Below are 24,002 nucleotides of genomic sequence, written 5' to 3'. Positions count from 1 at the left end.
TCACCGTGGCCGCCGGGAGTCGGGCGTCGCCGTCCGGGCGCGGGCCGGTGGTTGGCGGCGGGCGTCGGCGCCGCGGCCGCGCTCGGGAGCGCCCCGCCGGTCGCGGGCCGACGGCGCCCGTTCCCGGGACGGGGTGCGCACCCGCTCGCGGCCCGGCGGGGGCACCCGCACCACGGTCCGCCCGCCGGGGACCGCCGGCCGGCGGGCCGGGCGCTCGGCCGGTTCCGGGCGGCTGCGCCGCCGCGGCCGGACCGGGTCCACCGCGGCGGCCGGGACCGGCAGCAGCAGCCGGGCCAGCCGGCCGCGCTCACGGCGGCGCTGGTGGTCGATGGCCGCGGGCTCGGAGACGGCGAAACGGATCAGCAGGCCCACGATGAACAGTGTGAGCACCAGCGAGGTGCCGCCGGCGGAGATCAGCGGGAGGGTGAGGCCGGTGACCGGGAGCAGGCCCACCACGTAGCCCATGTTCAGCGCCGCCTGGCCGACCAGCCACACGGTGATGGCGACGCTGGCCAGCTGGACGAAGCGGTCGGTGGAGCGGCGGGCGATGCGGAACCCGGCGTAGGCGAGCACACCGTAGAGGGTGACCACCACCATGCACCCGAGAAACCCGAGCTCCTCACCGATGATCGCGAAGATGTAGTCCGACTCGGCCTCCGGCAGCAGATTCCACTTCATGGCGCTGTTCCCCAGGCCCACGCCCCACAGCCCGCCGGTGGCCAGCGCGTAGAAGCCCCGGATGGCCTGGAAGCCGGTGTCCGAGGGGTCGGCGAACGGGTCGAGGAACGAGGTGATCCGCTCCATCCGGTAGGGCGCGACCTTGATCATGAGCGCCAGCCCGGCAGCCCCGACGAGGAGGAACCAGCCGAAGAACCGCCGCGGCAGGCCCGCGCCCCAGAGCAGCCCGAGGAGCACCAGGCCGAGGCTGACGATGCCGCCGAAGTCCGGCTCCAGGTAGAGCAGGAAGGCCAGGACCCCGAAGACCGGCAGCAGCGGGACCAGCAGGGTCTGCACGGTGAGGAACCGCTCCCGCACGGCCAGGATGTGGGCCCCCCACAGCGCGAACACCAGCTTGGCCAGCTCCGAGGGCTGGAAGTTGGTGAACCCCAGGTCGATCCAGGCCCGGGAGCCGTTGAGCTGCATGCCGATCCCGGGAATGAGCACCGCGACCAGCAGCACCGCGGACCCGATCAGCGCGATCGGGGCCCAGCGGCGGACCAGGCCGGCGGGCAGCCGCAGCGCGACCAGCAGCGCGACCATCCCGATGCAGGCGAAGACGACCTGGTCGACCCCGGGGCGCCAGGCCGGCTGGTCGTTGAGCGCCGCCTCGATGGCCGAGGCGGAGAAGACCATCACCAGCCCGATCGCCAGCAGCAGGCCGGCCGCGCCGCTCACCAGGTGCGCGCTGGTCATGGGCCCGTCGAGCCAGGCGGGCCCGGTCAGCCGGCGGGCCGGCCAGGTCCGCTGCGGGGTGCGGCGCCCGCCCGGGGCGCCCCGCGTGCCGGTGGACTCCATCGGGCCATGGTCGCGGCTGCGCGCGGCGTCCCGGGGCACCGACGGGGCGTGTCGCAGCACCCGGCCCCTGCTCGTTCCGGTCACAGGCCCGTGACGGCGAGCCAGTCGGCGTAGAAGAGGCCCAGCCCGAACGCCACGGCCATCCCGGTGACCAGCCAGAACCGCACGATCACGGTGTTCTCGGCCCAGCCGGCCAGCTCGAAGTGGTGGTGCAGCGGGGCCATGCGGAACACCCGCCGCCGGGTGGCCCGGAAGAACGCCACCTGGATGACCACCGACAGGGTCACCGCGACGAACAGCCCGCCGAGGACGATGAGCAGCAGCTCGGTGCGGGTGACGATCGCCAGGCCGGCGAGCAGACCGCCGAGGGCCAGGGACCCGGTGTCGCCCATGAAGATCCGCGCCGGGCTGGTGTTCCACCACAGGAAGCCCAGGCAGGCGCCCAGGCCGGCGGCCGCGACCAGGGTGACGTCGAGGGGGTCGCGCACGGTGTAGCAGCCGTCGATCAGCTCGGTGGTGCAGTCGTGGGTGAACTGCCAGAACGAGATGATCGTGTAGGCGCCGCAGACCATCGCCGAGGCGCCGGCGGCCAGCCCGTCGAGCCCGTCGGTGAGGTTGACCGCGTTGGAGAACCCGGCGATGAACAGGTAGGCCAGGATCACGAACCCGATCGAGCCCAGGGCCAGCGGCGCGATGTCGCGCACGTAGGAGACGAACGTCGAGGCGGGGGTGACCCCGGCGCCGTCGGGGAAGTTGAGCGCGAGGACGGCGAAGGCGACGCCGACGACCAGCTGGCCGACCAGCTTGGCCGTCTTGTTCAGCCCGAGGCTGCGCCGGTACCGGATCTTCAGGTAGTCGTCGAGGAAGCCGACCGTGCCCAGCCCCACCATGAGGAACAGCACCAGCAGGCCGCTGGCGGTGACCCCGCGGCCGGGCTGGTTGATGAGGAACAGGTGGGCGATCAGGTAGCCACCGACGGTCGCCCCGACGATGACGGTGCCGCCCATCGTGGGCGTGCCCTTCTTCGACAGGTGCGTCTCGGGCCCGTCGTCCCGGATCTCCTGCCCGAAGCCCTTGCGGCGGAAGAGGTGGACCGCCACCGGGGTGGCGAGGATCGAGATCACCAGGCCGAACGCGGCCGCGACGAGGACGGACTTCACGCGCCTGCCCCGGTCGCCAGCAGGTCCTCGGCGAGCACCTCGAGCCCGTAGGACCGGCTGGCCTTCACCAGCACGACGTCACCGGGCACCAGCACCTCCGTCAGCAGTTCCCGGGCGGCCGCCCGGTCCGGGACGTGCACGGTGCCCTCGCCCTCGCGCGCACCGGCGGCGGCAGCGCCCTCCGCTATCCCTACCGCATCAGAGCCCACCGCCACGACGAGGGCCACGCCCGCGGCCACCGCGTCCCGGCCCAGCCGCCGGTGCTCCTCCGCCGCGCCCGCGCCCAGCTCGGCCATCGCACCCAGGACGGCGATCCGCCGGCGGGCGGGCAGCCCGGCCAGCGCGGCGAGCCCGGCGCGCATCGACTCGGGGTTGGCGTTGTAGGCGTCGTTGATCACGGTCACGCCGTCGTCCCGGCGGGTGACCTCCATCCGCCACCGGCTGCGGGGGCCGGCGGCCGCGAGCCCCGCCGCGACGGCGGCGGGCGCCATCCCGGCGGCCAGGGCCGCGCCCGCGGCGGAGAGCGCGTTGGCGACCTGGTGCTCCCCGACCACCTGCAGGGCCACCGGGTGGGTCTCCCCCGCGGCGGCCAGGGTGAAGTGCGCCCGGCCCGCCTCGTCCAGGGCGACGGCCTCGGCACGGACGTCGGCGCCCGCGGCCCGGCCGGTGGCCACCACCCGGGCCCGGGTGCGCGGCGCCATGCCGAGCACCCGCGGGTCGTCGGCGTTGAGGACGGCGGTGCCGTCCGCCGGCAGCGCCTCCACCAGCTCACCCTTGGCGGCGGCGATGCCGTCGGCGGAGCCGAACTCGCCCAGGTGCGCCGACCCCACGTTGAGGACGACACCGACCCGGGGCGGGGCGACGCGGCACAGGCGGGCGATGTGCCCGGGCCCGCGCGCCCCCATCTCGAGCACCAGGAAGCGGGTGTCCTCGTCGGCGTCGAGCACGGTGAGCGGCAGGCCGATGTCGTTGTTGTAGGAGCCGGGCGGGCTCACCGTCGGGCCGGCGGTCGCCAGCACCTGGCCGAGCAGGTCCTTGGTGGAGGTCTTGCCCGACGAGCCGGTGATCGCGAGCGTCTGCAGCCCGCCGTCGGTCAGCCGCCGGTGCACGGCCGCGGCCAGCCGGCCCAGGGCCGCGACCGGGTCGTCGACGAGGACGCACGGCAGCGCGCCGTCCGCGCGCGTGGCCAGCGCCGCGACCGCGCCCGCGGCCGCGGCGGCGCCGAGGAAGTCGTGCCCGTCCACCCGCTCGCCGGCCACGGCGACGAACAGGTCGCCGGGCGCGACGGTGCGGGAATCGAGGGTCACCGTGCCGGTGACGGCGCCGGAGGCCGTCCCGGCCACCCGCCCGTCCACCGCCGCGGCGATCTCGTCGAGGGTCAGCCGAATCACTCTGAGGGCTCCACTCCGGCCCGCGTCAGGGCCTCGCGCAGGACGGCGCGGTCGTCGAACGGGTGCAGGGTGCCGGCCACGTCCTGGCCGGTCTCGTGGCCCTTGCCGGCCACCAGGACGGCGTCGCCGGGCCGGGCGCGGACGACCGCGGCGGCGATCGCCGCCCGCCGGTCGCCGATCTCCAGGACGTCGCCGCGCCGGTCGGCGGGGACGCCGGCGAGCATGGCCGCGCGGATGGCGGCGGGGTCCTCGGAGCGCGGGTTGTCGTCGGTGACGACGAGCAGGTCGCTGCCGCGCGCCGCGGCCGCGCCCATGGCCGCGCGCTTGCCGGGGTCGCGGTCGCCGCCGCAGCCGAGCACGGTGAGCACCCGGCCGGGCGTGGCGGCACGCAGCGCGGCGAGCGCGGTGGCCACCGCGTCGGGGGTGTGCGCGTAGTCGACGACGGCGACGAACGGCTGACCGGCGTCCACCGGCTCCATGCGGCCGGGCACCACGGTCTCGGCCAGCCCGGTCAGCGCCGCCTCCACCGGGACGTCGACGGCGTCGAGCAGGGCGACGGCGAGCACCGCGTTGGCCACGTTGAAGGCGCCGGGCAGGCGGACGCGGGCCGGCCAGCTGCGCCCCCCGGGGCCGTGCAGGGTGAACAGCGAGCCGCCGTCCGGCGCGATCGCCACGTCGCCGGCCCACCAGTCCGCCGTCGGGTCCTGGGTGGCCACGGTGACCGCGCGGCGGCCGGTCAGCATGCCGGTGAGCCGGCGGCCGTAGGGGTCGTCGACGTCGACGACCTCCACGGCGGCGCGGCCGTCGAACAGCCGCGCCTTGGCCGCGAAGTAGTCCTCGAGGTCGGTGTGGAAGTCGAGGTGGTCGCGGCCGAGGTTGGTGAAGCCGGCCGCGGCGAAGGGGACGCCGCCGACCCGGCCCAGGGCCAGGGCGTGGCTGGAGACCTCCATGACCACCGTCTGCACCCCCGAGCCGGCCATGGCGGCCAGCAGCGCGTGCAGCGCCGGGGCCTCCGGCGTCGTCCGGACGCTGGGGAAGGCGGTGACCGTCGGGGTGCTGTCGGCGTCCCGGCCGCGGGTGCGGGTCTCCACGGTGCCGATCAGGCCGGTGCCCCGGCCGGCGGCCGCCAGGCCGGCCTCGACGAGGTAGCTGGTCGTGGTCTTGCCGTTCGTGCCGGTGATGCCGATGACCTGCAGCCGCCGGGCCGGCTCGCCGTAGACCCGCGCGGCGACGTCGCCGAGCAGCCGGCGCGGGTCGTCGACGACGCACACCGGCAGGCCGGTGGCCACCGCCTGCTCGCGGCCGGACGGGTCGGTGAGGACCGCGACCGCGCCACGGGCGGCGGCGTCGGCGGCGAAGCGGGCACCGTGGGTGCGGGCACCGGGGAGGGCGGCGTAGAGGTCACCCGGCCGGACCTCGCCGGAGGCCAGCGTGACCCCGGACAGCGGGGTGTCCGCGGCCCCCTGCACGGGCGCGCCGAGGAGGTCGGCGAACGCGGCGAGGGTCAGCGGGGCGGTCCCCTCCGGACGGGGTACCGACCCGTCAGCGGTGGGGGTCACGGAACTCCAATCTACCGGCGGGCAGGCTCCGTCCCGGGCCCCCGGGCCTCTCCTGGCGTGCCCTGAGCGTGCGCAGGGTTCGGGGAGGAGTGCTTCTTCGCAGGTGGGGAGGACGGCGGCCCCCAGCAGGGTCCCTTCGCGGGCGTGCGAGTGGCCGGGGCAGGCGGTCCCTTCTCAGTCCGAGGCGGTGAGGCGGAAATCGGGGCGCGGCGTCCCGGACGGGACGATGGCGTCGGCGGTGAGCGCCTGGCGCATGATGTCGGCGAAGACGGGGGCGGCGACCTGACCGCCCTCGGCGGAGCTGCTCGGCCGCTCCAGGTCCACCGCGACGACGTACTGGGGGTCGTCGGCGGGGGCGAACCCGACGAAGGTGGTCACGTACCCGCCGCCGGCGTAGCAGTTGCACTCGGGGTTGGCGCGCTGGGCGGTGCCGGTCTTGCCGGCCACCCGGAAGCCGTCGACCTGGGCCAACGGCGCGGTCCCGCCCGGACCGACGACGGACTCGAGCATGTACGCCGTCTGCTCCGCGGTGGCCTCGCTGACCACCCGGGTGCTCTCCGGGGCCGGGGTCGCCCGGCCGCCGACCGAGGAGACGATGCGCGGCTCGATCCGCACCCCGCCGTTGGCGATCGCCTGGAAGACCGAGGCCATCTGCAGGGTGGTCACCGACACGCCCTGGCCGATCGGGACGTTGGCCGCGCGGCTGGCGGTCCAGTCGGCGGAGTCCTGCAGGATGCCGGCGCTCTCCCCCGGCAGCTCGACCCCCGTGGTGCTGCCGATGCCGAAGGCGCGCAGGTACTTCTCGAGCGCGGCGTCCCCGACCTCGCGGGCCAGCATGATCGTGCCGACGTTGCTGGACTTGGCGAGGATGCCGGTCACCGTCCAGTCGATCGGCTCGTGGTCGTGGGCGTCGGTGACGACCACGTCGCCGGCCTGGATGTGCCCGTCGACGGTGAGCACCGTGTCCGGGGTGGCGACCCCCTCCTCCAGGGCGGCGGCGAGGGTCACGGCCTTCATCACCGAGCCCGGCTCGAAGACGTCGGAGACCACCGGGTTGCCCAGCAGCTCGGGGTCGGTCTGCGAGTAGTTGCCCGGGTCGTACCCGGGGCAGGAGCCCATCGCCACGACCTCGCCGGTCTTCACGTCCAGCACCACGGCGGAGGCGCGGGTGGTCTCGCCGTTCGCGCACTCCTGCCCGAGCCGCTGCTCCATGACGTACTGCAGGTCCTGGTCGAGGGTGAGGGCGACGGTCTGCCCGTCGACGGCCGGGGTGGACTCGTCGATGCCCGAGGGGATCGGGTGGCCGCCGCTGCCCACCTCGACGCGCCGCTCCCCCGGGGTGCCGGCCAGCTCGTCCTGGAAGGTCTGCTCGATGCCGGCCAGCCCCTCCCCGTCCCGGCCGACGAAGCCGACGACCTGGCCGGCGACGGTGCCCGCCGGGTACAGCCGCACCGGGTCGTCCTCGAGGAAGATCCCGCCCAGGCCGAGCTCGTCGATCGCGTCGGTCGTCTCCGGGGACACCTGGGCGGCGAGGACGACGTAGCGGCTGTCCTGCGACAGCTTCTCGGTGAGCTCGGAGACGGGGACGTCGAGCAGCGTGGTCAGCGCCAGGGCGGTGCGCGCCGGGTCGGCCACGACGGTGGGGTCGGCGACCACGCGGGAGGCGTCGACGGTGTACGCCAGGGGGCTGCCGTCCCGGTCCACCACCTGCCCGCGCAGGGCCGCGATCGGGTTCGTGCGCAGCCGGTCCTGCGCGGCCGCGGTGGCGTAGTCGCCGCCGTCGACGCCCTGCAGGAACACCAGCTTGCCCATCACGGCCAGCAGCGGGACGACGACCAGGACGAAGCCCAGGGTGAGGCGCCGGCGGCCGGGCCGCAGCTCGCCGCGGACGTGGCGACGCCCCGGCGCCCGGCGCGGCGCGAACGCACCGCCCGGGCCGCCCGCCCGCAAGGGCGCGCGGTCGCCGGTGCGCCGGCCCGGGCCCGGCGGTCGGTTGTCGCTCGGCACCGGTCAGTCCCCGCCCTCGGGGGCGGCCGGGTCCGCGGCCGGCGCGGGGGCGCCGCGCAGGGTCGCCGTCCCGTCGTCGCCGATGACCAGGTAGGCGGCGGCGCCGGCGGGGACCAGCCCGGCGGCGGTGGCGGCGGCGGCCAGCTGCGCGGGGGTGCCGCCGGCGATGACCTGCTGCTCGAGCCGCTGCACGTCCTCGGCCCGCTCCGCGTTCGCCTCCCGCAGCGCGGTGGCCTGGAGCGAGTTCACCGCGATGGCGGTGTTGAGGAACAGCAGCCCGAGGGTCGTGGCGACCAGCAGGGCGACCACCAGGAGGACGAACGGCGCCCGCCGGGTGGCGACGGCGGCCCGCCGGCCGAGTGCTGCGCTGACCCGTCCGGCCACGGCGGCCGGGCGGGCCAGCGGCGTGCTCGGCCGGGCGGCCCGGGCCCGCGGCGCGGTGGCACCGGCGGTGGAGGTGCGGGCGGTGGAGGTGCGGGCGGTGGAGGTGCGGGTGCGGCCCGGGCGGGACACCGTCCGGTCCGCCGGCTTCGTCCGGGCCGCCGGCTTCGGGGTCGCCGGCTTCGGGGGCGCCGGCTTCAGGGGCGCGGCGGCCCGCACGGGCCGGGGGGCGGCGCGGGAGGTCGACCGCAGCGGCGGGCCGGGGTCCGACGGGGAGCCGGCGGCCCGGGCGGTGGCGCTCATGCGGCCTCCTCGCTGGTGCTCGTCAGCCGCATTCGCGGCGCTGCTGTGCCCACGGGTGCGCTCGCGAGCTCGCTCACCTGGCCCGCCGGATGCGCTCGGCGGCCCGCACGCGGGCGGACGCGGCACGGGGGTTGACCGCGGTCTCCTCCGGCGCGGGCGCCTCCCCGCCGCGGGTGAGCAGCCGCAGCGTCGGCCCGTACTCGGGCAGCGGGAGGGGCAGCTCCGGCGGGGTGCGGTCGGTGGCCCCGGCGGCCAGCGTCTGCTTGACGATGCGGTCCTCCAGCGAGTGGAACGTGATGACCGCGATCCGCCCGCCGACGGCGAGCGCGTCCAGCGCCGCGGGCAGCGCCCGCTCGAGGACGCCGAGTTCGTCGTTGACCTCGATCCGCAGCGCCTGGAAGGTCCGCTTCGCCGGGTGCCCCCCGGTGCGGCGCGTGGCGGCGGGGATCGACTCCCGCACGAGCTCGGCGAGCCGGCCGGTCCGGGTGAACGGCTCGCGGACCCGTTCCCGCTCGATGGCCCGGGCGATGCGGGCGGCGAAGCGCTCCTCGCCGTAGGTCCGCAGCACCCGGGTGAGCTCGGCGGCGGAGTAGGTGTTCACCACCTCGGCGGCGGTGCGGGGCGCCGACGGGTCCATGCGCATGTCCAGCGGGGCGTCGGCTGCGTAGCTGAAACCGCGGTCGGGCCGGTCGAGCTGCAGGGAGGAGACGCCCAGGTCGAACAGCACGGCCTGCACCTCCTCCAGCCCCAGCCGGGCGAGGACGTCGGGCAGCTCGTCGAAGACCGCGGGGACGACGGTCGCCCGGTCACCGAAGCCCGCGGCCTCGATCCGGCGGGTGGCCTCGGCGCGGGCGTCCGGGTCCCGGTCCAGCCCGATCAGCCGCAGGCCGGGGTGGGCGCGGAGCAGGGCCAGGGAGTGCCCGGCCAGGCCGAGCGTGGCGTCGAGGAGGACGGCGCCGTCGGCGGCGCACGCGGGGGCGAGCAGCTCGGTCACCCGCTCGAGCAGGACGGGCACGTGCACCGCGCTGGGCGCCGGCTCGGTGCTGCTCATCGTCGACGGCTCCTGAACGGATCGGGGTGGGGCTCCGGGCCCGGGCACGGCGGGTCCATGGTGGCGCGGGGCGCGGGGCGGCGGGGGGAGCGCGGCGGCGTGTTCGGGGGCGGACGCGCCCCGGGGTGGGGCGCGGTGGGGCAGGTGGGGCGAGGTGGGGCGCCCGAGCGACCCGACGCCCGGCCCGCCCCCCGCGGGGCCGCCTGGCGCCGGGGAAGTGCGTCAGGAGGTGCCCCGCGGGGACGGGGAGGGCTCGCGCCGGCTCCGGCGGGGAAGCCGGCCGGCGTCGCGCCCGATCGGGCGGTGGATCTCCTCCGGACGCCGCGGGAGTCCGAGCCGCGGGGAAGGCGGCTCGGGCCGTCCGGTCGAGCCGCGGGGAAGTCGGCTCGGTCGGGGTGGGGCGCGGAGGGGTCGGGGGGACGGGACGGATCAGGAGAGGGTGGGCATCCCCTCGCTCTCCATCTCGGCGTAGCTGGCCTCCTGCTCGGCCACGTAGGCGTCCCAGGTGGCGGAGTCCCAGATCTCGAAGCGGGTGTCGACGCCGACCACGACGACGTCGCGGTCGAGGCCGGCGTACTCCCGCAGGTTGACGGGGATGGTGATGCGGCCGGTCTTGTCCGGCTCGACCTCGACCATCGACCCGAAGCTCATGCGGGCCCGCATGCGGGCGGCCGCGGTGTCGGAGGGCGCCATCGCGGCGGCAGCGGCGCTCTGCTCGGCGACGCGGGCCATGGTGAGGCCGTAGATGCAGCGCTCCTGGCCCTTCTTGATCACCATGCCGCCGGCCACCTGCTCGCGGAAGCGGACGGGGAGTGCGAGCCGGCCCTTCTCGTCCAGCCGCAGCGGATAGCTGCCGACGAACACCGGATCACCTCCCCCATTGGTCCTCCCACGGATTGCGGGGACCCGTCCGGGCCCTGCCTCCCCACCGGGCCACACAGTAACCCACTGGCCCCCACTGGACACCACTCGACACCATGTCGTGACCGGCCCTCCCCACCGCCGCTCGCGCAGGTCAGCGCGCCGTCGTCGCGACGGCCGCGGCGGCCCCCGGCGCCCCACCCGCGGGCCCTTCGACCTGCCCGCCGTCGCGGACGGTCACGGCCTCCGGCGGCGGCCCCAGCGCCCCGAAAGTGGGGGGAGCAGGCCGGTCACTCCGCGCGATCGCCCGAGCGCCGCTGCGCGCACGTACCGTGGCCATGTGACCGAGGTGACACGTACCGCTGACGGGACGGCCGGCTCCTCGGTCGACGTCGCGGCCGAGGGAGCGCGCATCGCGGCGAACATGGCCCGCGTCGTCCACGGCAAGCCCGACGTCGTGCACCTGGCGCTCGTGGTCCTGCTCGCCGAGGGCCACCTGCTGGTCGAGGACGTGCCCGGCGTGGGCAAGACGACGCTGGCCAAGGCGCTGGCCGCCTCGATCGACGCGAGCGTGCGGCGCATCCAGTTCACGCCCGACCTGCTGCCGAGCGACGTGACCGGTGTGGCGATCTACGACCAGGAGAGCCGCGCGTTCGAGTTCAAGCCCGGCGCGGTGTTCGCGAACATCGTCGTCGCCGACGAGATCAACCGCGCCTCGCCCAAGACGCAGTCGGCGTTGCTGGAGTGCATGGCGGAGCGGCAGGTGACGGTCGATGGGGTCAGCTACGAGCTGGCCCGCCCGTTCCTGGTGATGGCCACCCAGAACCCCATCGAGATGGAGGGCACCTATCCCCTCCCCGAGGCGCAGCGCGACCGGTTCACCGCGCGGGTGTCGATGGGCTACCCCGACCGCGAGGCCGAGCTGGCCATGCTCGACGACCTGGTCACGACCGACCCGCTCGCGTCGCTGACCGCGGTGGCCGACGCGGCGACCGTCCGCGCGCTGGTGGCCGCCGTGGGAACGCTGCACGTGTCCGAGGCCGTCCGCCGGTACGTGGTCACCCTGGTGGAGGCCACCCGCCGCTCCCCGCACCTGCGCCTGGGCGCCTCCCCGCGGGCCGGGCTGCAGCTGCTGCGCACCGCCCGGGCCGCCGCAGCGCTCGCCGGCCGCGACCACGTGCTGCCCGACGACGTCCAGACGGTGGCCCTGCCGGTGCTGAGCCACCGACTGCTGCTCTCGTCGGACGCGGCGGCCGGTCGGCGCAGCGCCGAGCAGGTGGTGAGCGACCTGCTGGCGACCGTGCCCGTCCCGCGCGGACGCTGACCGTGCGGGGGCCGGTCGCGACAGCGCTGTCCTCGCTCACGCTGCGCGGGCGGTGCCTCGTGGCCGCGGGGCTCACCCTCCTGGCCCTCGGCGTGCTGCTCGGGGAGCGGCCGCTCACCCAGATCGCGGTCTTCGTCCTCGCCCTGCCGCTGCTGTCGGCCGCGACCGTCGCCCGGCGCCGCTTCCGGGTCTCCTCCCGCCGGACGGTGAGCCCTTCGCGGGTGCCGCGGGGCGGGTCCGCCGAGGTCCGGCTCGAGGTCACCAACTCGAGCCAGGGCGCCGGGGGGCTCTGGCTGCTGGCCGAGTCGGTGCCGGCCGACCTGGGCCCCTCCCCCGAGTTCGTGGTGGAGCGGCTGGCCGGGGGCGGCACGGCGTCCCTGCAGTACCGGGTGCACGGGCTGCGCCGCGGCCACTTCCGCCTCGGCCCGCTGCGGCTGCGGCTGGTCGACCCGTTCGGGCTGGTGCTGCGCAGCGTCACGGGCATCGACAGCGCACCAGTGGTGGTGGTACCGCGGGTGCTGCCCCTCGGCCCGGGCGGCCCGGCCGGCGGGCACGGCGGCGGCGGGCAGGGCGCCCGCCGGTCGTTCGCCGTCCACGGCGAGGACGACGTCAGCACCCGCGCCTACCGGCACGGCGACGACCTGCGCAAGGTGCACTGGCGGGCGACCGCGCGCACCGGCGAGCTGATGGTGCGGCTGGAGGAGCGGCCCTGGCGGGCGCAGGCCACCGTGCTGCTGGACACCCGCAGCCGCGCGCACCTGCTGGCCCGGGGACGCACGGCCGGCCACCGCCCGCCGACGGCGCACGACGACGCGCCACCGGCGGACAGCCTGGAGTGGCTGATCGAGGCGGCGGCGAGCATCGGCACCGAGCTGATCCGCCGGGGCGCGGTTCTGCGCGTGGTCACCGACGCCGGCGAGCTGACGCCGACCGAGCACCGCGGCGGCCTGGGCCCCGGGGAGCTGCTGGACCGGCTGGCCGCCGTGGGTCCTTCCCGGGTCTCCGGCCTGGGCCCTGGCCTGGACCTGCTGGCCCGGACCGCGGGCGACGGCCCGGTCGTCGCCCTGCTCGGGGCGCTCGGCCCGGACGAGGCGGCGGAGCTGGTGCGGGCGCGGTCCGGACCGATCACCGACCTGGCCGTGCTCACCGACATCGGCAGCTGGGCCGGGACCGGTGTGCCGCCCGCCCGGAGGTCGTCCTCCGCCGGGGCGCACGCGGAGCTGACCCGGCAGCAGGAGGCCGCCGCCGAGCTGCTCCGCGCGAGCGGCTGGCAGGTCGTGGCGGCCGGGGCCGAGGACTCCCTCGCCTCGGTATGGGCCCGGCTCGCCCGGCACGGGCTGGCACCGGCCCCGGGCCCGCGCGGCGTGCCGGCATGACCGGCTCCCCCGCCGGCGCGACCCTCCAGGACGCCGGCACGACGCTGGCCGCGGCCGTCGCCACCGCGCTGGGCACCCTCGCCCTGGTCCCGGTGTTCGCCGGCCGGTCGTGGTTGCCGCCGGTGCTGGCGGCCGTGGCCGTCGTCGCCGCCGGCGGGCTGGCGCTGCGCGCCGCCGGGTCCTTGCTGTGGGCCGGGCTCTCGGGCGGGCGGCCGGTGCCGGCGCTGTGGGGCGGCCTCGGCGTCCTGCTGGTCCCGCTGGGGCAACTGGCCCTGCTGGCCTGCTTGCTGACGGCGCTGTTCGCGCCGGCGACGGCGTTCCTGGGGTGGTTCCCCACGCCGGCGAGCCTGCCCGAGCTGGCGTCGGTGTTCACCGACGGCTCCGCGGAGCTGCGTGAGCAGGCGCCCCCTGCGCTGCCGCTGACCGGGCTGGTGGCCCTGACGGTGCTGATGGTCGGCGGTGTCGCCGTCGTCGTCGACCTCATCACCGTGGCGGGCCGGCAGCCGGCGCTGGCCGGGCTGGGGCTGCTGGTCCTCTTCTGCGTCCCGGTGAGCACCGTGACCGGGTCGATCGGCTTGCTCGCGGTCGCCGCGCCGGCCGCCGGGCTGGCCCTGCTGCTGTGGTCCGACCAGCAGCGCCGGGTGGGCAACCAGCCCCTCTGGGGCCGCCGGTCGATGCTCGCCGGCACGCTCCCCGCCCTGCGCACCGCGGTCGTCGCGGTGGTGCTGGGCGTGGTGGTCGGCGCCGTCGTCCCCACCCTGGCCGAGGGCAGGGTCACCGCCGGCCTGGGTCCGGGCTCCGGGGGCGGGTCCACCGGGACCGCCCTGGATCCCGCCGCCGCGTTGCAGGGCCAGCTGACCCTCGACGAGCCGATCGACCTGCTGCGGGTCGACGCCTCCGTCGACGACCCCGGCTACCTGCGCGTGGTGGCACTGGAGGTGTACGACGCGGCGCAGGGCTGGTCGCTCGGAAACCTCGACGGCGAGATGTCGGTCGCCGACAGCGACGCGCTGGCCCCCCTCCCGGGACGGCGCGAGGGCCGGCCGGTCGACGCGCTGATCACCGCGCTCGGCCACGAGGACCGCTTCCTGCCGGTGTTCCTCTCCCCGCTGGCGGTCACCGTGGACGATCCGCAGCAGTGGCGGTTCGACCCCGGCACGAGCACCGTCTTCGGCCGGGACACCGCGACGGCCGGGCGGACGTACTCGGTGGTCTCGGTGGAGCCTCGCCCGACCGAGCGGGAGCTGGTCACGGCCGGTCCCCTGCCGGCCGGTTCCCCGGTGGCCGAGCGCTTCACGGCCCTGCCTCCGATGGATCCGGGCGTGATCGGCCTGGTGGAGACGTTGACCGCCGGCGCCACCACCCCCTATGAGCGGGTTCGGGCGATCTACGCCCACTTCACCGACCCGGCCAACGGCTACCAGTACTCCCTCTCCACCGCTCCCGGGACCAGCGGCGACGACCTCCTGGACTTCCTGCGGCTGCGCCGGGGTTACTGCGAGCAGTACGCGGGTGCGATGGCCGCGCTGGTGCGCGTGGCGGGCGTGCCGGCGCGGGTGGTGCTCGGCTACACGCCCGGCACGGTGCAGCCCGACGGCAGCCGGCTGGTCACCAGCGACGACGCGCACGCGTGGGTGGAGGTCTACTTCGACGACCTGGGATGGGTGCCGTTCGACCCGACGCCGATCGACGCGGACCGGGCGGTGGAGCTGCCGTGGTCCCCGCGACCCCAGGACCAGCAGGTCGACGACCGGGTCGAGGCCCCGGTCGCGCCGCTGCCGGGACCGACCGCGCCCGCCCCCCAGCCGGGCCGGGTCCCGCAGGGCGCGCCGGCGGCACCGCTGGTCCAGGAGCCGACCGACCGGGTGCGCCCGGTGCTGCTCGGGACGGCGGCGGTCCTGGCGGTGGCCGCGCTCGGCGCGCTCCCCGCGGGGCTGCGCGCCCTGCAGCGACGGCGCCGCCTGGCCGAGGGCAGCGCCGCCGCGCTGTGGGACGAGCTGTCGGCGACCGCCCTGGACCTGGGTGTGGCGCACGATCCGGCACGGACCCCGCGGCAGGTGGCCGCCGCGCTCGCCGGGTCCGTCGTCGACGGCTCCCGCGCCGGTGTCCGGCACGTGCCCGCCCAGGCGGCAGTCGACGCCGTGCACCTGCTGGCGCGGGCCGAGGAGGTGGCCAGCTACGCCCGGCCGGGGGGCGCCTCCGCGGATCCGGAGCTGCGCGCGGCGCTGGTCACGGCGCGGCGCGGGCTGCAGCGGACCGCGCCCCGGGGCGCCCGGCTCCGGGCGGCGCTGTGGCCGGCGTCGCTGGTGGCCGCCCTGCGGGCGCGGGTGCTGCGTGCGGCCCGGTGGCGGCCGCGCCGTGGCGCGCCGCTGCCCGGCTGAGGCCCGGCGGACCGCTCAGGCCGGGTCGCCGGGGCCGCCGTTCACCTGCAGCCGCAGGAGCGCCTCGGTCAGCTCGGGCAGCGAGAGGGTGAGCAGGAAGCGCCCGCCGTCGGACTGCAGGCCGGCCGCGCTCACGCCGGCCGCCAGCCAGAGCGGGATCTCGGCGAGCAGGTCCTCCAGGTCGAGGAGCACGGGCGCCTCGCCGGGGTCCGCGCCGGCCCCCGCCTCGGCCTCCGCCCGCCGCCCGTCGGTCCACAGCGGGACGACGATGCGGCCGGAGTCGTCGGTCCAGGGGACGATGCCGTCGGCGTCCCCCCAGCCCCACAGCCCGCCCTGGGCCCGGGCGGCGGCCCACATCGCGGCGATCGGGTCGTCCGGCACAGCTGCTCCTCGATTCGGGCTCGGACACACGGCAGCCGCCGTCCCGGAGGACGACGGCTGCCGGGAGGAGGGAGGGCTACTGGTCGTAGCGGCGGCGGAACCGCTCCTCGAGGCGGTCCTTCAGCGGCTGGCGACGGGCCTTGCCCTTGCCGCGCCCGCGGCCGGCGGGCCCCCCGGCCGGACCGGCCGGGCCGGCCTCGACCGCACCCGTCGCGGACTTGTAGTTGAGGACGGCCAGGGCCAGGCCGCCGAAGGCGATGAGGAACCCGAGAACGCCGAGGGGGACGGAGGGCACTACCGCGCCGCCGACGAGGACGGCCATGCCGACGAGGACCAGCAGGGCGCCGAGCTGCAGCTTGCGGCGGGCCTTGATCCGGCGGTCACCGGTGCGGACCGACGAGGCGAACTTGGGATCGTCATCGACGAGGGCGCGCTCGATCTGCTCCAGCAGTCGCTGCTCGTGCTCGGAGAGCGGCACGTCGACCTCCCATGGGCCATTACACACCCGTCGGAGGTGCCGCCGACGGTGACTTCGAGGATACGAGCCCTTCGCAGGGCGCGAAAGGCGAGTCGGCACCGACCCGCCGCGATCACCCTCGCGGGTGCGTCGCAGCCTCCACCGACCAGGACGAGCGGGGGTCGCCGGGGGTTCCCGGAGGGGTCATCTCCCGCCCCCGGCGCGGTGCAGCAGGGTCGCCGGGCGCACCGCGCCTGCCCCGAACCGGCGGGCGGCCCGGTCGGCGGCGAGCTCGGCCTCGCGGCGGCCGCGCTCCCGGGCCCCGAGCTCCAGCTGGAGGGGCGCGGAGTCCGCCGGGACCAGCCGCTCGGCGCGCACCCCGACCAGCCGGATGCGCGCCCGGTCCAGGCCCAGCGCATCGAACAGGGCGCGGGCGACGTCGTAGAGCTCCTGCCCGACGTCGGTGGGGACGTCGAGGGTGCGGGCGCGGGTGATCGTCGCGAAGTCGGCGAAGCGCACCTTGATGCTGACCGTGCGGGCCAGCCAGCCGCCCGAGCGCAACCGGCCCGCCGTCCGCTCGGCCAGCCGCAGCAGCTCCCGGTGGATGACCGCGGGGTCGTCGACGTCGGTGGCGAAGGTCTCCTCGTGGCCGGCCGACTTCTCGGGTTCGTCGGGCACCACCCGCCGGGGGTCGCGGCCCCAGGCCAGCTCGTGCAGGTGCGCGCCCGCCGCCTGGCCCAGCGCCCGCTGCAGCGTGCGCGCCGGCACGTGCGCGAGCTCCCCGACGGTGCGCAACCCCAGCCGCAGCAGCACCTCCTCGGTCTTCGCGCCGACCCCCCACAGCGCGCCGACCGGGAGCGGGTGCAGGAAGTCCATGACCTCGGCCGGCCGGACGACGAGCATCCCGTCGGGCTTGGCGCGGGTGGAGGCCAGCTTGGCCACGAACTTGGTACCGGCCACGCCCACCGAGCAGGTGATGCCCTGCTCGTCGTAGACCCGGGCGCGGATGTACTCCCCGATCCCGGCGGCGTCACCCAACCGGCGGCCGGCCCCGGCGACGTCGAGGAACGCCTCGTCCAGCGACAGCGGCTCCACCAGCGGCGTGACCGAGCGGAACAGCGCCATCACCGCCCGGGAGACCTCGCTGTAGAGGGCCAGGTCGCCGGGCAGCACCGTCGCCGTCGGGCACAGCCGCAGCGCCCGGGACACCGGCATCGCGGCGCGCACGCCGTAGCGGCGGGCCTCGTAGGTGGCCGAGGTCACCACCCCGCGGCTGCCGGCCCCGCCCACGATGACCGGCGTGCCGGCCAGCTCGGGGCGGCGCCGCACCTCGACGCTGGCGAAGAACGCGTCCATGTCGACGTGCAGCACGGTGCAGCCCGCCGCACGACCCGACGACCTTCCCACGACCACATCCTCCCCGTCGTCGAACACCTGTTCGACATCCAGGACGGAGACTAGCGGTCAGCCGAGCCCCGGGCCGGTAACCAGGCGGTCCAGGTGGTGCCCGAACCCGCCGCGCCCGGGTCTGCTCGACGGGCACGGCTCGGAGGTCAGCGCGAGGCCCGTCTACCCGGCACCGCCGCACGCACACCCGGCTCGTCCCGGGGGCGCCGCGGCATGTGTGAGGCGGTGCCGGGTGAGGTAAGGAGGCCGCCGGGGGCCGCTGGCCGGCGGTCCGACGACCGACGCGATCGGAGAAGCCATGGCGCTCGACGACGACGACATGACCAGCACGGAAGGCCCCGCTGACAGCGGTGCCGGCCCCGGCACGCCCGGTCAGCAGGACGGTGGCGCCGATGGTGGCGCGGACGGCGGTGCCGATGGTGGCGCGGACGGCGGTGCCGACGGGGGCGCGGACGGCGGTGCCGACGGGGGCGCGGACGGCGGTGCCGACGGCGGCGCGGACGGCGGTGCCGATGGCGGACTGATCGACAAGGTCCGCGACAAGGTCCGCGACGTGATCGGCGGTGACAAGGGTGCCGACGGAGGGGCCGACGGAGGGGCCGACGGAGGGGCCGACGGAGGGGCCGACCGGGGTGCCGACGGAGGCGCGGACGGCGGGGCCGACTCCGGCGCGGGGCGTCCGGTCTGAACGAGGACCCCACGCCGCAGGGCCGGCCGGATGGCAGGCCGGCCCTGCGGCGGTGCACGAACCTCGAGCCGCAGGTCTTCGCCGAGCAGTACTGGGCCCGCCGTCCCCTGCTCACCCGCGCCGCCCAGACCGGCGAGTCCTTCGCCGACCTGCTGGACCTCGCCGCGGTCGACGAGCTGCTCTCCCGCCGAGGCCTGCGCACCCCGTTCCTGCGGATCGCCAAGGACGGCGCCGTCGTCGACCCGAAGCGGTTCACCACCTCGGGGGGCGCGGGCGCCGAGATCGCTGACCAGGTCTCCTCCGACGCGGTCCTGCGGCTGTTCGCCGACGGCAGCACCGTCGTGCTGCAGGGACTGCACCGGCTGTGGCCGCCACTGATGGAGTTCGCCGACCAGCTGGCAGCCGACCTGGGCCACCCGACGCAGGTCAACGCCTACGTCACCCCGCCGTCCTCGCGCGGGTTCTCCCCGCACTACGACGTGCACGACGTCTTCGTCCTGCAGGTGGCCGGCGAGAAGCACTGGCGCATCCACGAGCCGGTGCTGCCGGCGCCGCTGCGCACCCAGCCCTGGAACGACCGCGCCGACGAGGTGGCCGCGGCTGCCGAGGGCGAGCCGGTCATCGACGCGGTGCTGCGCCCCGGCGACGCCCTCTACCTGCCCCGCGGCTACCTCCACTCGGCGGTGGCGCTGGGCGAGATCAGCGCCCACCTCACCATCGGCGTGCACCCGGTGACCCGCTGGGCGGCCGCCGAATCGACCCTCGACCTCGTGCGGGTGCTGGCCGCCGAGGACCTTGCGCTGCGCACCTCCCTGCCGGTCGGGCTGGACCTGGCCGACCCCGCCGGCGTGGCCGACGACGTGGCCGCCGTGATCGAGGGGCTCAAGACCTGGCTGGACCGGGTCGACCCCGCGGAGGTGGCCGACCGGCTGCGCTCCCGGACGTGGGCGCAGGTGCGCCCCGAGCCGGTGACCCCGCTGGCCCAGGCGGCCGCCGCGGCGGACCTCACCGCGGACACCGTGCTGCGGCTGCGCCGCCGGCTGCGCTGCCAGCTGCGGGAGCCGGTCGAGGGACGGGTGTCCCTGGTCGCCGGACGCCGGACGCTGGAGCTGCCCGCGCCGACCCGGCCGGCGTTGGCCGCGCTGCTGGCCGCCCGTGAGCTCAAGGTCGCCGACCTGCCGGGGCTCGACGCGGCCGAGCGGCTGACCCTGGCCCGGCGGCTGGTCACCGAGTCGGTCGCCGTCGTCCCCGGTGCCGTCCCCGTCACCGATGCGCACGCGGAGGACGATGAGGAGCGTGCGTGCACGCCCGGGACCGGACCGTGAGCCGCCCGGATCTCGCCGCGTGACCGACGCCGCCGACTTCTGCCATCCCGCGAGCACGCCCGGCAAGCCCGTCGGCCGGCTCGACGAGAAGCTCTGCTCGGTGCAGGCCCGGCTGCGCGGCGACTCGCCCGTGGCCACGGCCTCCCCCGCGCAGCGCTGGCTGCTGATCGAGCAGCCCGGGCCGTGGGGGATCGACGCGCTGCACCAGTCCCGCTTCGACCCCCAGGTCGCGCCCCGCCTCGCCCACCGGGCGCGGGTCGAGGGAGTGCGGCTGCTCCTGGTGCGCCGCCCCGGCGACCGGCTGGCCGACTCGCAGCGGCGCTGGGCCTACGCCGACGGCCGGCCCGGGCACGAGGGGCTGTGGTGGTCGGTGCGGTCCTCGGACGCCGAACTGATCGACGTCCCCTGGGACGGCTCGGTGGGGCGGCGCGCCGAGGACCCCACCTACCTGGTCTGCGCGCACGGGGGGCACGACGCATGCTGCGCGCTGCGCGGCCGGCCCCTGGCGCGCTGCCTGCCCGCCTCCGACGTCTGGGAGTGCAGCCACCTGGGCGGTGACCGCTTCGCCGCAAACGTGGTGGTGCTGCCGCACGGCTTCTACTACGGGCAGGTCCCCGGCGACGGCGCCGAGCTGATCGCCGCGCACGCGGCCGGGCGGGTGGCGCTGCCGTGGCTGCGCGGCCGGGCCGGGTTCCCGGCGCCGGTGCAGGCCGCGCAGCACACCGCCCGGGGCGAGCTGTCCCTGCTCGGGGTGGACGACCTGCCGCCGCGGAGCGTGCGGCGCACGTCCCCGGCGGGGGCGGACATCGAACGGTGGGTCGTGACGCTGGCCGGCCCGGCCGGTGACGTCGTCGCCGATGTGGAGAGCCGGCTGTCCGAGGAGGCGGTGCTCCTGACCTGCCGGGCGACCCACCCCGCGCACACCCGCACCTGGCACGTCCGGCTGGTGCACCCGGTCTAGCGCAGGGCGCGGCCGCGGGCCAGGAGCAGCGGGATCGCGAGCTCGGTGGCGGTCAGCGAGCCGTGGTAGGCGACCAGCCGGCTGGGCCCGGGCTCCTGCTGGGTGGCGGTCAGCGCCCAGGTACCCCGGGCGAGCGCGACGACGTCACCGATCCGCGCCGCCAGGCCGTCGTCCACGGGGCCGAAGACGCCGCTGGCGATCGCCTCGTCCCGTCCGGCCACCCACGCCCGGTCACCCACGATCTCCCGCCACCGCGCGAGGACGTCGTCCTCCGCGCCAGGGACGGTGTGCAGGTAGCGGGCCCGAGGCTCGCCGGCGAGCAGCCGGACCTGCTCGGTGAGGTCGGGTTCGGCGTCGAGGTCGACCCGGGTGGCCGGCGGGACGTCGAGCATCCCGTGGTCGGCGGTGACCAGCAGGGCGGCGTCGTCGGGCAGGCCGGCCACCACCTGCTCGACGAGCCGGTCGACGAGGACCAGCTGCGCGCGCCAGCTGGCGGAGTCCAGCCCGCGCACGTGGCCGGTGAGGTCAAGCTCGGCGGTGTAGCCGTAGACCAGCGTGCGCGGCCCGGTGGCCAGGGATTGGAGCAGGACGGCGGCGAGGTCCCCGGCGCTGACGGTGCCCGCGTAGCGCGCGCCGCGGTAGGCGGCCCGGGTGAGCCCGGAGCCGGCGAAGGCGTACGGGGCGACGGCGGTGACCTCCACCCCCGCGGCGGCGACGTGCTCGAAGACGCTGCGCCGCGGCTGCCAGATCGCGGGGTCGGGGTCGTCGGCCCACTGGACGTGGTTGAGCGTGCGCTCCTCCCCCGGCACGGCGGTGACGAAGCCCAGTACACCGTGGCTGCCGGGCGGGAGGCCGGTGCCCAGCGTGGTGAGGCTGACCGGGGTGGTGCTCGGGCAGGGGGCGGAGATGTCCCCGGCGGGCGCGGCGAGCGCGGCGAGGGTCGGGGCCAGGTCGGCGTGGGCGCGGACCAGGTCGGCACCCAGGCCGTCGACGAGCAGGACGGCGACCCGGCGGGCTCCGCCCAGCGCCGCCGCGAGGCCGAGCGGGTCGGGCGGGAGGCCCCCGCGCGGGACCGGCACGCCGAGCGCGGCGGCGACGCCGGGCAGCACGTCGGCGAGGGTGGCCGCCTCGTAGGCGGGGCGCTGCAGGTCCGCCGGGAGCGTCATGGGCGGGTGGCGAGCAGGTGCACGCCGGCGGCGACGTCCCGGTAGGGCGAGCTTCCGGCCAGGGCCAGCTCGAGCCGGCGGACCGCGTCGGGGTCGGCGCCGGAGGCGGCTTCGCCGGAGGTCATGTCGAGCAGGTCGGCGACCACGGAGACGCCCCGCCAGGCGCCCGGCCGCAGGCCGGCGGCCTCGACGAGTGCGAGCAGGTCGGCGGGGGCGAACCGGCGGCGGGCCGGCCTCCGGGCCCGACGCGGGGCGGGGTCCCGGTCCTCGAGCAGGGCGAGCGCCTCGACGGGATGCCCGGCGACGGCCCGGGCCAGCACCGCGCCGGCCCGGTTGGCGGCGGCGATGCTGGCGGTGCCGCCCGGGCGCAGGGCGCGGGCGAGCTCGTGGAGGGTGGTGGCCGGGTCGTCGACGACCTCGAGCACCGAGTGGCACAGGGCCAGGTCGTAACTACCGTCGGTGCCGGCAGCCGCGGGGATCACCTCGTGCAGGAGGTCACCGTCGCCCTGGACGCCGCGCACCCGGTCCCCCACGCCGGCGGTCCCCGCCCGCCGGGAGAGGGTGGCGAGAGCGTCGGCGCTCGGGTCGACCACCGTCACCTCGTGCCCGAGCCGGGCCAGGGGAACGGCGAAGTTACCGCTGCCGCCGCCGACGTCGAGCACGCGCAGCGGGGCGCCGGCGGTGACGACCGGATCGAGAGCGGCCCAGACGGCGGCGGCGCGGGCGGGCAGCTGGTCCGCGGCGGGAGAGGCAGGCACAGACGGCGGCACCCGTCGGAGCCTAGTGGCGCCGCGCGCCGGTCACCGGGTCGCGCACGGCCGTGCGCGGAGCGGACCGGCCCGGGTCTCAGGCCGGTACCTGGTCGGCGGCTCGCCTGATCGCGGCGGTGTCGATCCGGCGCATGGTCATCAGCGCCTCGCCGGCGCGCTGCGCGCGGCCGGGATCGGGGTCCTGGAGCAGTGCGAGGAGCTCGGTGGGGACGACCTGCCAGGAGACGCCGAATTTGTCCTTGAGCCAGCCGCACATGCTCTCCTCGCCGCCCTGGGTGAGCCGGTCCCAGTAGTGGTCGACCTCCTCCTGGTCGGCGCACATGATCTGGAAGGAGATCGCCTCGCTGAAAGGGAACTGCGGGCCGCCGTTGAGCCCGACGTACTCCTGGCGGTCGAGGGTGAAGCTGACCGTCATCGCGCTGCCCTCGGGCATCGGCATGCCCGGCCCGTAGCGGGTGATCTCGCCGATCGAGGAGTTGGGGAAGATCGAAGTGTAGTGGGCGGCGGCCTCCTCGGCCTGGCCGTCGAACCACAAGCACGGGATCTGCGTGGGCATCGGGTGGTCCTCTCTCCGGGTCCGGCGTGCTGCCGGTCTCCAGGTGGTGACCGTGCCCCCTGCCCGAACTCATCGGAGCGGGCTCAGCTGATCTGCACCAGGACGTCGTAATCGTCCGACAGCGGCTGCAGGGCGATGTCGACTTCGGTCTCACCGGCCGCGTCGCGCAGGGCGATCAGCACCGCCTGGATGCCGGGGGTGATGTCGTCGTCGGGCACGTCGTTGGTCAGGTCCCGGACCCGGCTGACGAAGTCCTCGACGCCGTAGTCCTGGGCCGGGGTGTCCGGTGGCTCGTCGAGCCACTGGGCGCTGGCGTCGGGCAGCCGCTGGGCCAGGTCGTGGGCCTGCTGTCCGCCGATCCGGTCGCCGAGGACCGACAACGTCGCCCGGGTGAGCTCGGCGGCCTCCGCAGCCGGGAAACCGGCCCGTTCGGCGGTCCGCTGCACGAGCGCGTCGTCCTGCGAGACCGCCGGCGCCGGGCCGCCGGCCCGCTGTCCGCCCCGTGCCGCTGCCCCGGCGGTCCGATCGCCGCCCGACTCGGCGGATTCCTGCGTGCCCACCTCGGGACGGCGCTCCTCCTGCAGCATCTCCCGGAACTCGTGGGGCAGCTGGGCCAGCGTGTCCCGGAACTCCTTCTCCGCCACGGCGTCGCGCAGGGTGAGCATCACCGCGCGGATACCGGGCAGGATCGCCTCCGGCGGGACGTCGACCGCCCGGTCGCGCACCTTCTCCACGAACTCGGCGAAGCCGTACTTCTCCGCCGGCTTCTGGGGTGACTTCCGCAGCGGCCGGGCGAGCTTCTCCGGCAGCTGCACCTCGAGATCGGCGGCCTGGCCACCGCTGATCCGGTCCGCCAGGACCGCCAGGGTGGCCTGGGTGAGGACCGCTGCCTGCTCGCGGCTCACGCCCGCGCGTTCGGCGACGCGGTCGATGAATTCGTCGTACTCCACGGAAGGCCCTCCTGGTGCCTCCGTCGCGACAA

At 76.6% G+C, this 24,002-nt stretch carries 21 protein-coding genes; 6 read left to right on the top strand and 15 right to left on the bottom strand.

The window, feature by feature from the left end:
- From ftsW to mraZ, 8 genes are all read right to left on the bottom strand, one after another.
- Complete coding sequence (gene ftsW, locus BMZ50_RS05055) at positions 1 to 1,515, bottom strand: putative lipid II flippase FtsW (RefSeq protein WP_091321984.1); 1,515 nt, start codon at positions 1,513 to 1,515, stop codon at positions 1 to 3.
- A gap of 80 nt (positions 1,516 to 1,595) precedes the next feature.
- Positions 1,596 to 2,675, bottom strand: coding sequence for a phospho-N-acetylmuramoyl-pentapeptide-transferase (mraY, locus tag BMZ50_RS05050; protein ID WP_091321838.1), 1,080 nt, complete (start codon positions 2,673 to 2,675; stop codon positions 1,596 to 1,598).
- Positions 2,672 to 4,066 carry a UDP-N-acetylmuramoyl-tripeptide--D-alanyl-D-alanine ligase gene (locus tag BMZ50_RS05045; RefSeq protein WP_091321836.1) on the bottom strand — a complete coding sequence of 465 codons (1,395 nt, stop codon included), beginning with the start codon at positions 4,064 to 4,066 and terminating at the stop codon, positions 2,672 to 2,674. Before BMZ50_RS05045 ends, mraY begins: the two co-directional genes overlap by 4 nt.
- Positions 4,063 to 5,625: a UDP-N-acetylmuramoyl-L-alanyl-D-glutamate--2,6-diaminopimelate ligase gene (locus tag BMZ50_RS05040; RefSeq protein ID WP_091321833.1), complete on the bottom strand. Its 1,563-nt coding sequence runs from the start codon at positions 5,623 to 5,625 to the stop codon at positions 4,063 to 4,065. Before BMZ50_RS05040 ends, BMZ50_RS05045 begins: the two co-directional genes overlap by 4 nt.
- A 174-nt stretch (positions 5,626 to 5,799) precedes the next feature.
- Positions 5,800 to 7,632: a peptidoglycan D,D-transpeptidase FtsI family protein gene (locus BMZ50_RS05035; RefSeq protein ID WP_091321831.1), complete on the bottom strand. Its 1,833-nt coding sequence runs from the start codon at positions 7,630 to 7,632 to the stop codon at positions 5,800 to 5,802.
- A 3-nt stretch (positions 7,633 to 7,635) separates the two neighbouring features.
- A complete protein-coding gene (gene ftsL, locus BMZ50_RS24005; protein WP_177212641.1) occupies positions 7,636 to 8,316 on the bottom strand; it encodes a cell division protein FtsL in 681 nt (226 codons plus the stop codon).
- A gap of 73 nt (positions 8,317 to 8,389) precedes the next feature.
- Entirely contained in the window at positions 8,390 to 9,367 is a 978-nt protein-coding gene (gene rsmH / locus BMZ50_RS05020) for a 16S rRNA (cytosine(1402)-N(4))-methyltransferase RsmH (RefSeq protein WP_091321827.1), read from the bottom strand.
- 429 nt (positions 9,368 to 9,796) lie between these two features.
- The gene (gene mraZ / locus BMZ50_RS05015; RefSeq protein ID WP_091321823.1) at positions 9,797 to 10,231 is read right to left on the bottom strand and encodes a division/cell wall cluster transcriptional repressor MraZ; all 435 of its coding nucleotides are present in this window, start codon (positions 10,229 to 10,231) and stop codon (positions 9,797 to 9,799) included.
- Between the two features lie 337 nt (positions 10,232 to 10,568).
- On the opposite strand from mraZ, the gene BMZ50_RS05010 reads away from it, so the two are divergent.
- The 3 genes from BMZ50_RS05010 to BMZ50_RS05000 are packed head-to-tail and all read left to right on the top strand — an operon-like array spanning position 10,569 to position 15,309.
- Positions 10,569 to 11,552 (top strand): AAA family ATPase, encoded by a 984-nt coding sequence (locus tag BMZ50_RS05010; protein WP_143087082.1) that lies wholly within the window; start codon positions 10,569 to 10,571, stop codon positions 11,550 to 11,552.
- A gap of 2 nt (positions 11,553 to 11,554) precedes the next feature.
- Positions 11,555 to 12,928, top strand: coding sequence for a DUF58 domain-containing protein (locus BMZ50_RS05005; protein ID WP_091321821.1), 1,374 nt, complete (start codon positions 11,555 to 11,557; stop codon positions 12,926 to 12,928).
- A complete protein-coding gene (locus BMZ50_RS05000) occupies positions 12,925 to 15,309 on the top strand; it encodes a transglutaminase TgpA family protein (RefSeq protein WP_091321979.1) in 2,385 nt (794 codons plus the stop codon). The genes BMZ50_RS05005 and BMZ50_RS05000 overlap by 4 nt, the downstream gene beginning before the upstream one ends.
- A gap of 15 nt (positions 15,310 to 15,324) precedes the next feature.
- Here BMZ50_RS05000 and BMZ50_RS04995 read toward each other — a convergent pair whose 3' ends face one another.
- The 3 genes from BMZ50_RS04995 to dinB all read right to left on the bottom strand — a co-directional run bounded on the left by BMZ50_RS04995 (position 15,325) and on the right by dinB (position 17,554).
- Positions 15,325 to 15,690 (bottom strand): DUF2750 domain-containing protein, encoded by a 366-nt coding sequence (locus tag BMZ50_RS04995; protein WP_091321819.1) that lies wholly within the window; start codon positions 15,688 to 15,690, stop codon positions 15,325 to 15,327.
- A gap of 76 nt (positions 15,691 to 15,766) precedes the next feature.
- The gene (locus BMZ50_RS04990; protein ID WP_091321817.1) at positions 15,767 to 16,168 is read right to left on the bottom strand and encodes a DUF3040 domain-containing protein; all 402 of its coding nucleotides are present in this window, start codon (positions 16,166 to 16,168) and stop codon (positions 15,767 to 15,769) included.
- 183 nt (positions 16,169 to 16,351) lie between these two features.
- Positions 16,352 to 17,554, bottom strand: a complete 1,203-nt coding sequence (dinB, locus tag BMZ50_RS04985) for a DNA polymerase IV (RefSeq protein WP_091321976.1) — start codon at positions 17,552 to 17,554, stop codon at positions 16,352 to 16,354.
- A gap of 298 nt (positions 17,555 to 17,852) precedes the next feature.
- Between dinB and BMZ50_RS04980 the strand changes: the two genes are divergently transcribed.
- The 3 genes from BMZ50_RS04980 (at position 17,853) to BMZ50_RS04970 (ending at position 20,528) form a co-directional block, all read left to right on the top strand.
- Positions 17,853 to 18,242 (top strand): BatC protein, encoded by a 390-nt coding sequence (locus BMZ50_RS04980; RefSeq protein WP_091321815.1) that lies wholly within the window; start codon positions 17,853 to 17,855, stop codon positions 18,240 to 18,242.
- A gap of 341 nt (positions 18,243 to 18,583) precedes the next feature.
- Entirely contained in the window at positions 18,584 to 19,567 is a 984-nt protein-coding gene (locus BMZ50_RS04975) for a cupin domain-containing protein (RefSeq protein WP_342708009.1), read from the top strand.
- 19 nt (positions 19,568 to 19,586) lie between these two features.
- The gene (locus BMZ50_RS04970; RefSeq protein ID WP_091321811.1) at positions 19,587 to 20,528 is read left to right on the top strand and encodes a ferredoxin family protein; all 942 of its coding nucleotides are present in this window, start codon (positions 19,587 to 19,589) and stop codon (positions 20,526 to 20,528) included.
- Here BMZ50_RS04970 and BMZ50_RS04965 read toward each other — a convergent pair.
- The 4 genes from BMZ50_RS04965 to BMZ50_RS24000 form a co-directional block, all read right to left on the bottom strand.
- Positions 20,525 to 21,694, bottom strand: coding sequence for an alkaline phosphatase family protein (locus BMZ50_RS04965; RefSeq protein WP_091321809.1), 1,170 nt, complete (start codon positions 21,692 to 21,694; stop codon positions 20,525 to 20,527). The two genes, BMZ50_RS04970 and BMZ50_RS04965, sit on opposite strands and share 4 nt — an antisense overlap.
- Positions 21,691 to 22,452 carry a class I SAM-dependent methyltransferase gene (locus BMZ50_RS04960; RefSeq protein ID WP_245753355.1) on the bottom strand — a complete coding sequence of 254 codons (762 nt, stop codon included), beginning with the start codon at positions 22,450 to 22,452 and terminating at the stop codon, positions 21,691 to 21,693. The genes BMZ50_RS04965 and BMZ50_RS04960 overlap by 4 nt, the downstream gene beginning before the upstream one ends.
- An 88-nt stretch (positions 22,453 to 22,540) precedes the next feature.
- A complete protein-coding gene (locus tag BMZ50_RS04955) occupies positions 22,541 to 23,020 on the bottom strand; it encodes a VOC family protein (protein WP_091321805.1) in 480 nt (159 codons plus the stop codon).
- A gap of 83 nt (positions 23,021 to 23,103) precedes the next feature.
- The gene (locus BMZ50_RS24000; RefSeq protein ID WP_177212639.1) at positions 23,104 to 23,970 is read right to left on the bottom strand and encodes a DUF2267 domain-containing protein; all 867 of its coding nucleotides are present in this window, start codon (positions 23,968 to 23,970) and stop codon (positions 23,104 to 23,106) included.
- Positions 23,971 to 24,002 lie beyond the last annotated feature (32 nt).

Origin of the sequence: Geodermatophilus ruber (assembly GCF_900114385.1) — a bacterium.
Taxonomy (GTDB): Bacteria; Actinomycetota; Actinomycetes; order Mycobacteriales; family Geodermatophilaceae; genus Geodermatophilus; species Geodermatophilus ruber.
This window is presented reverse-complemented; position numbering and strand designations above follow the sequence as displayed.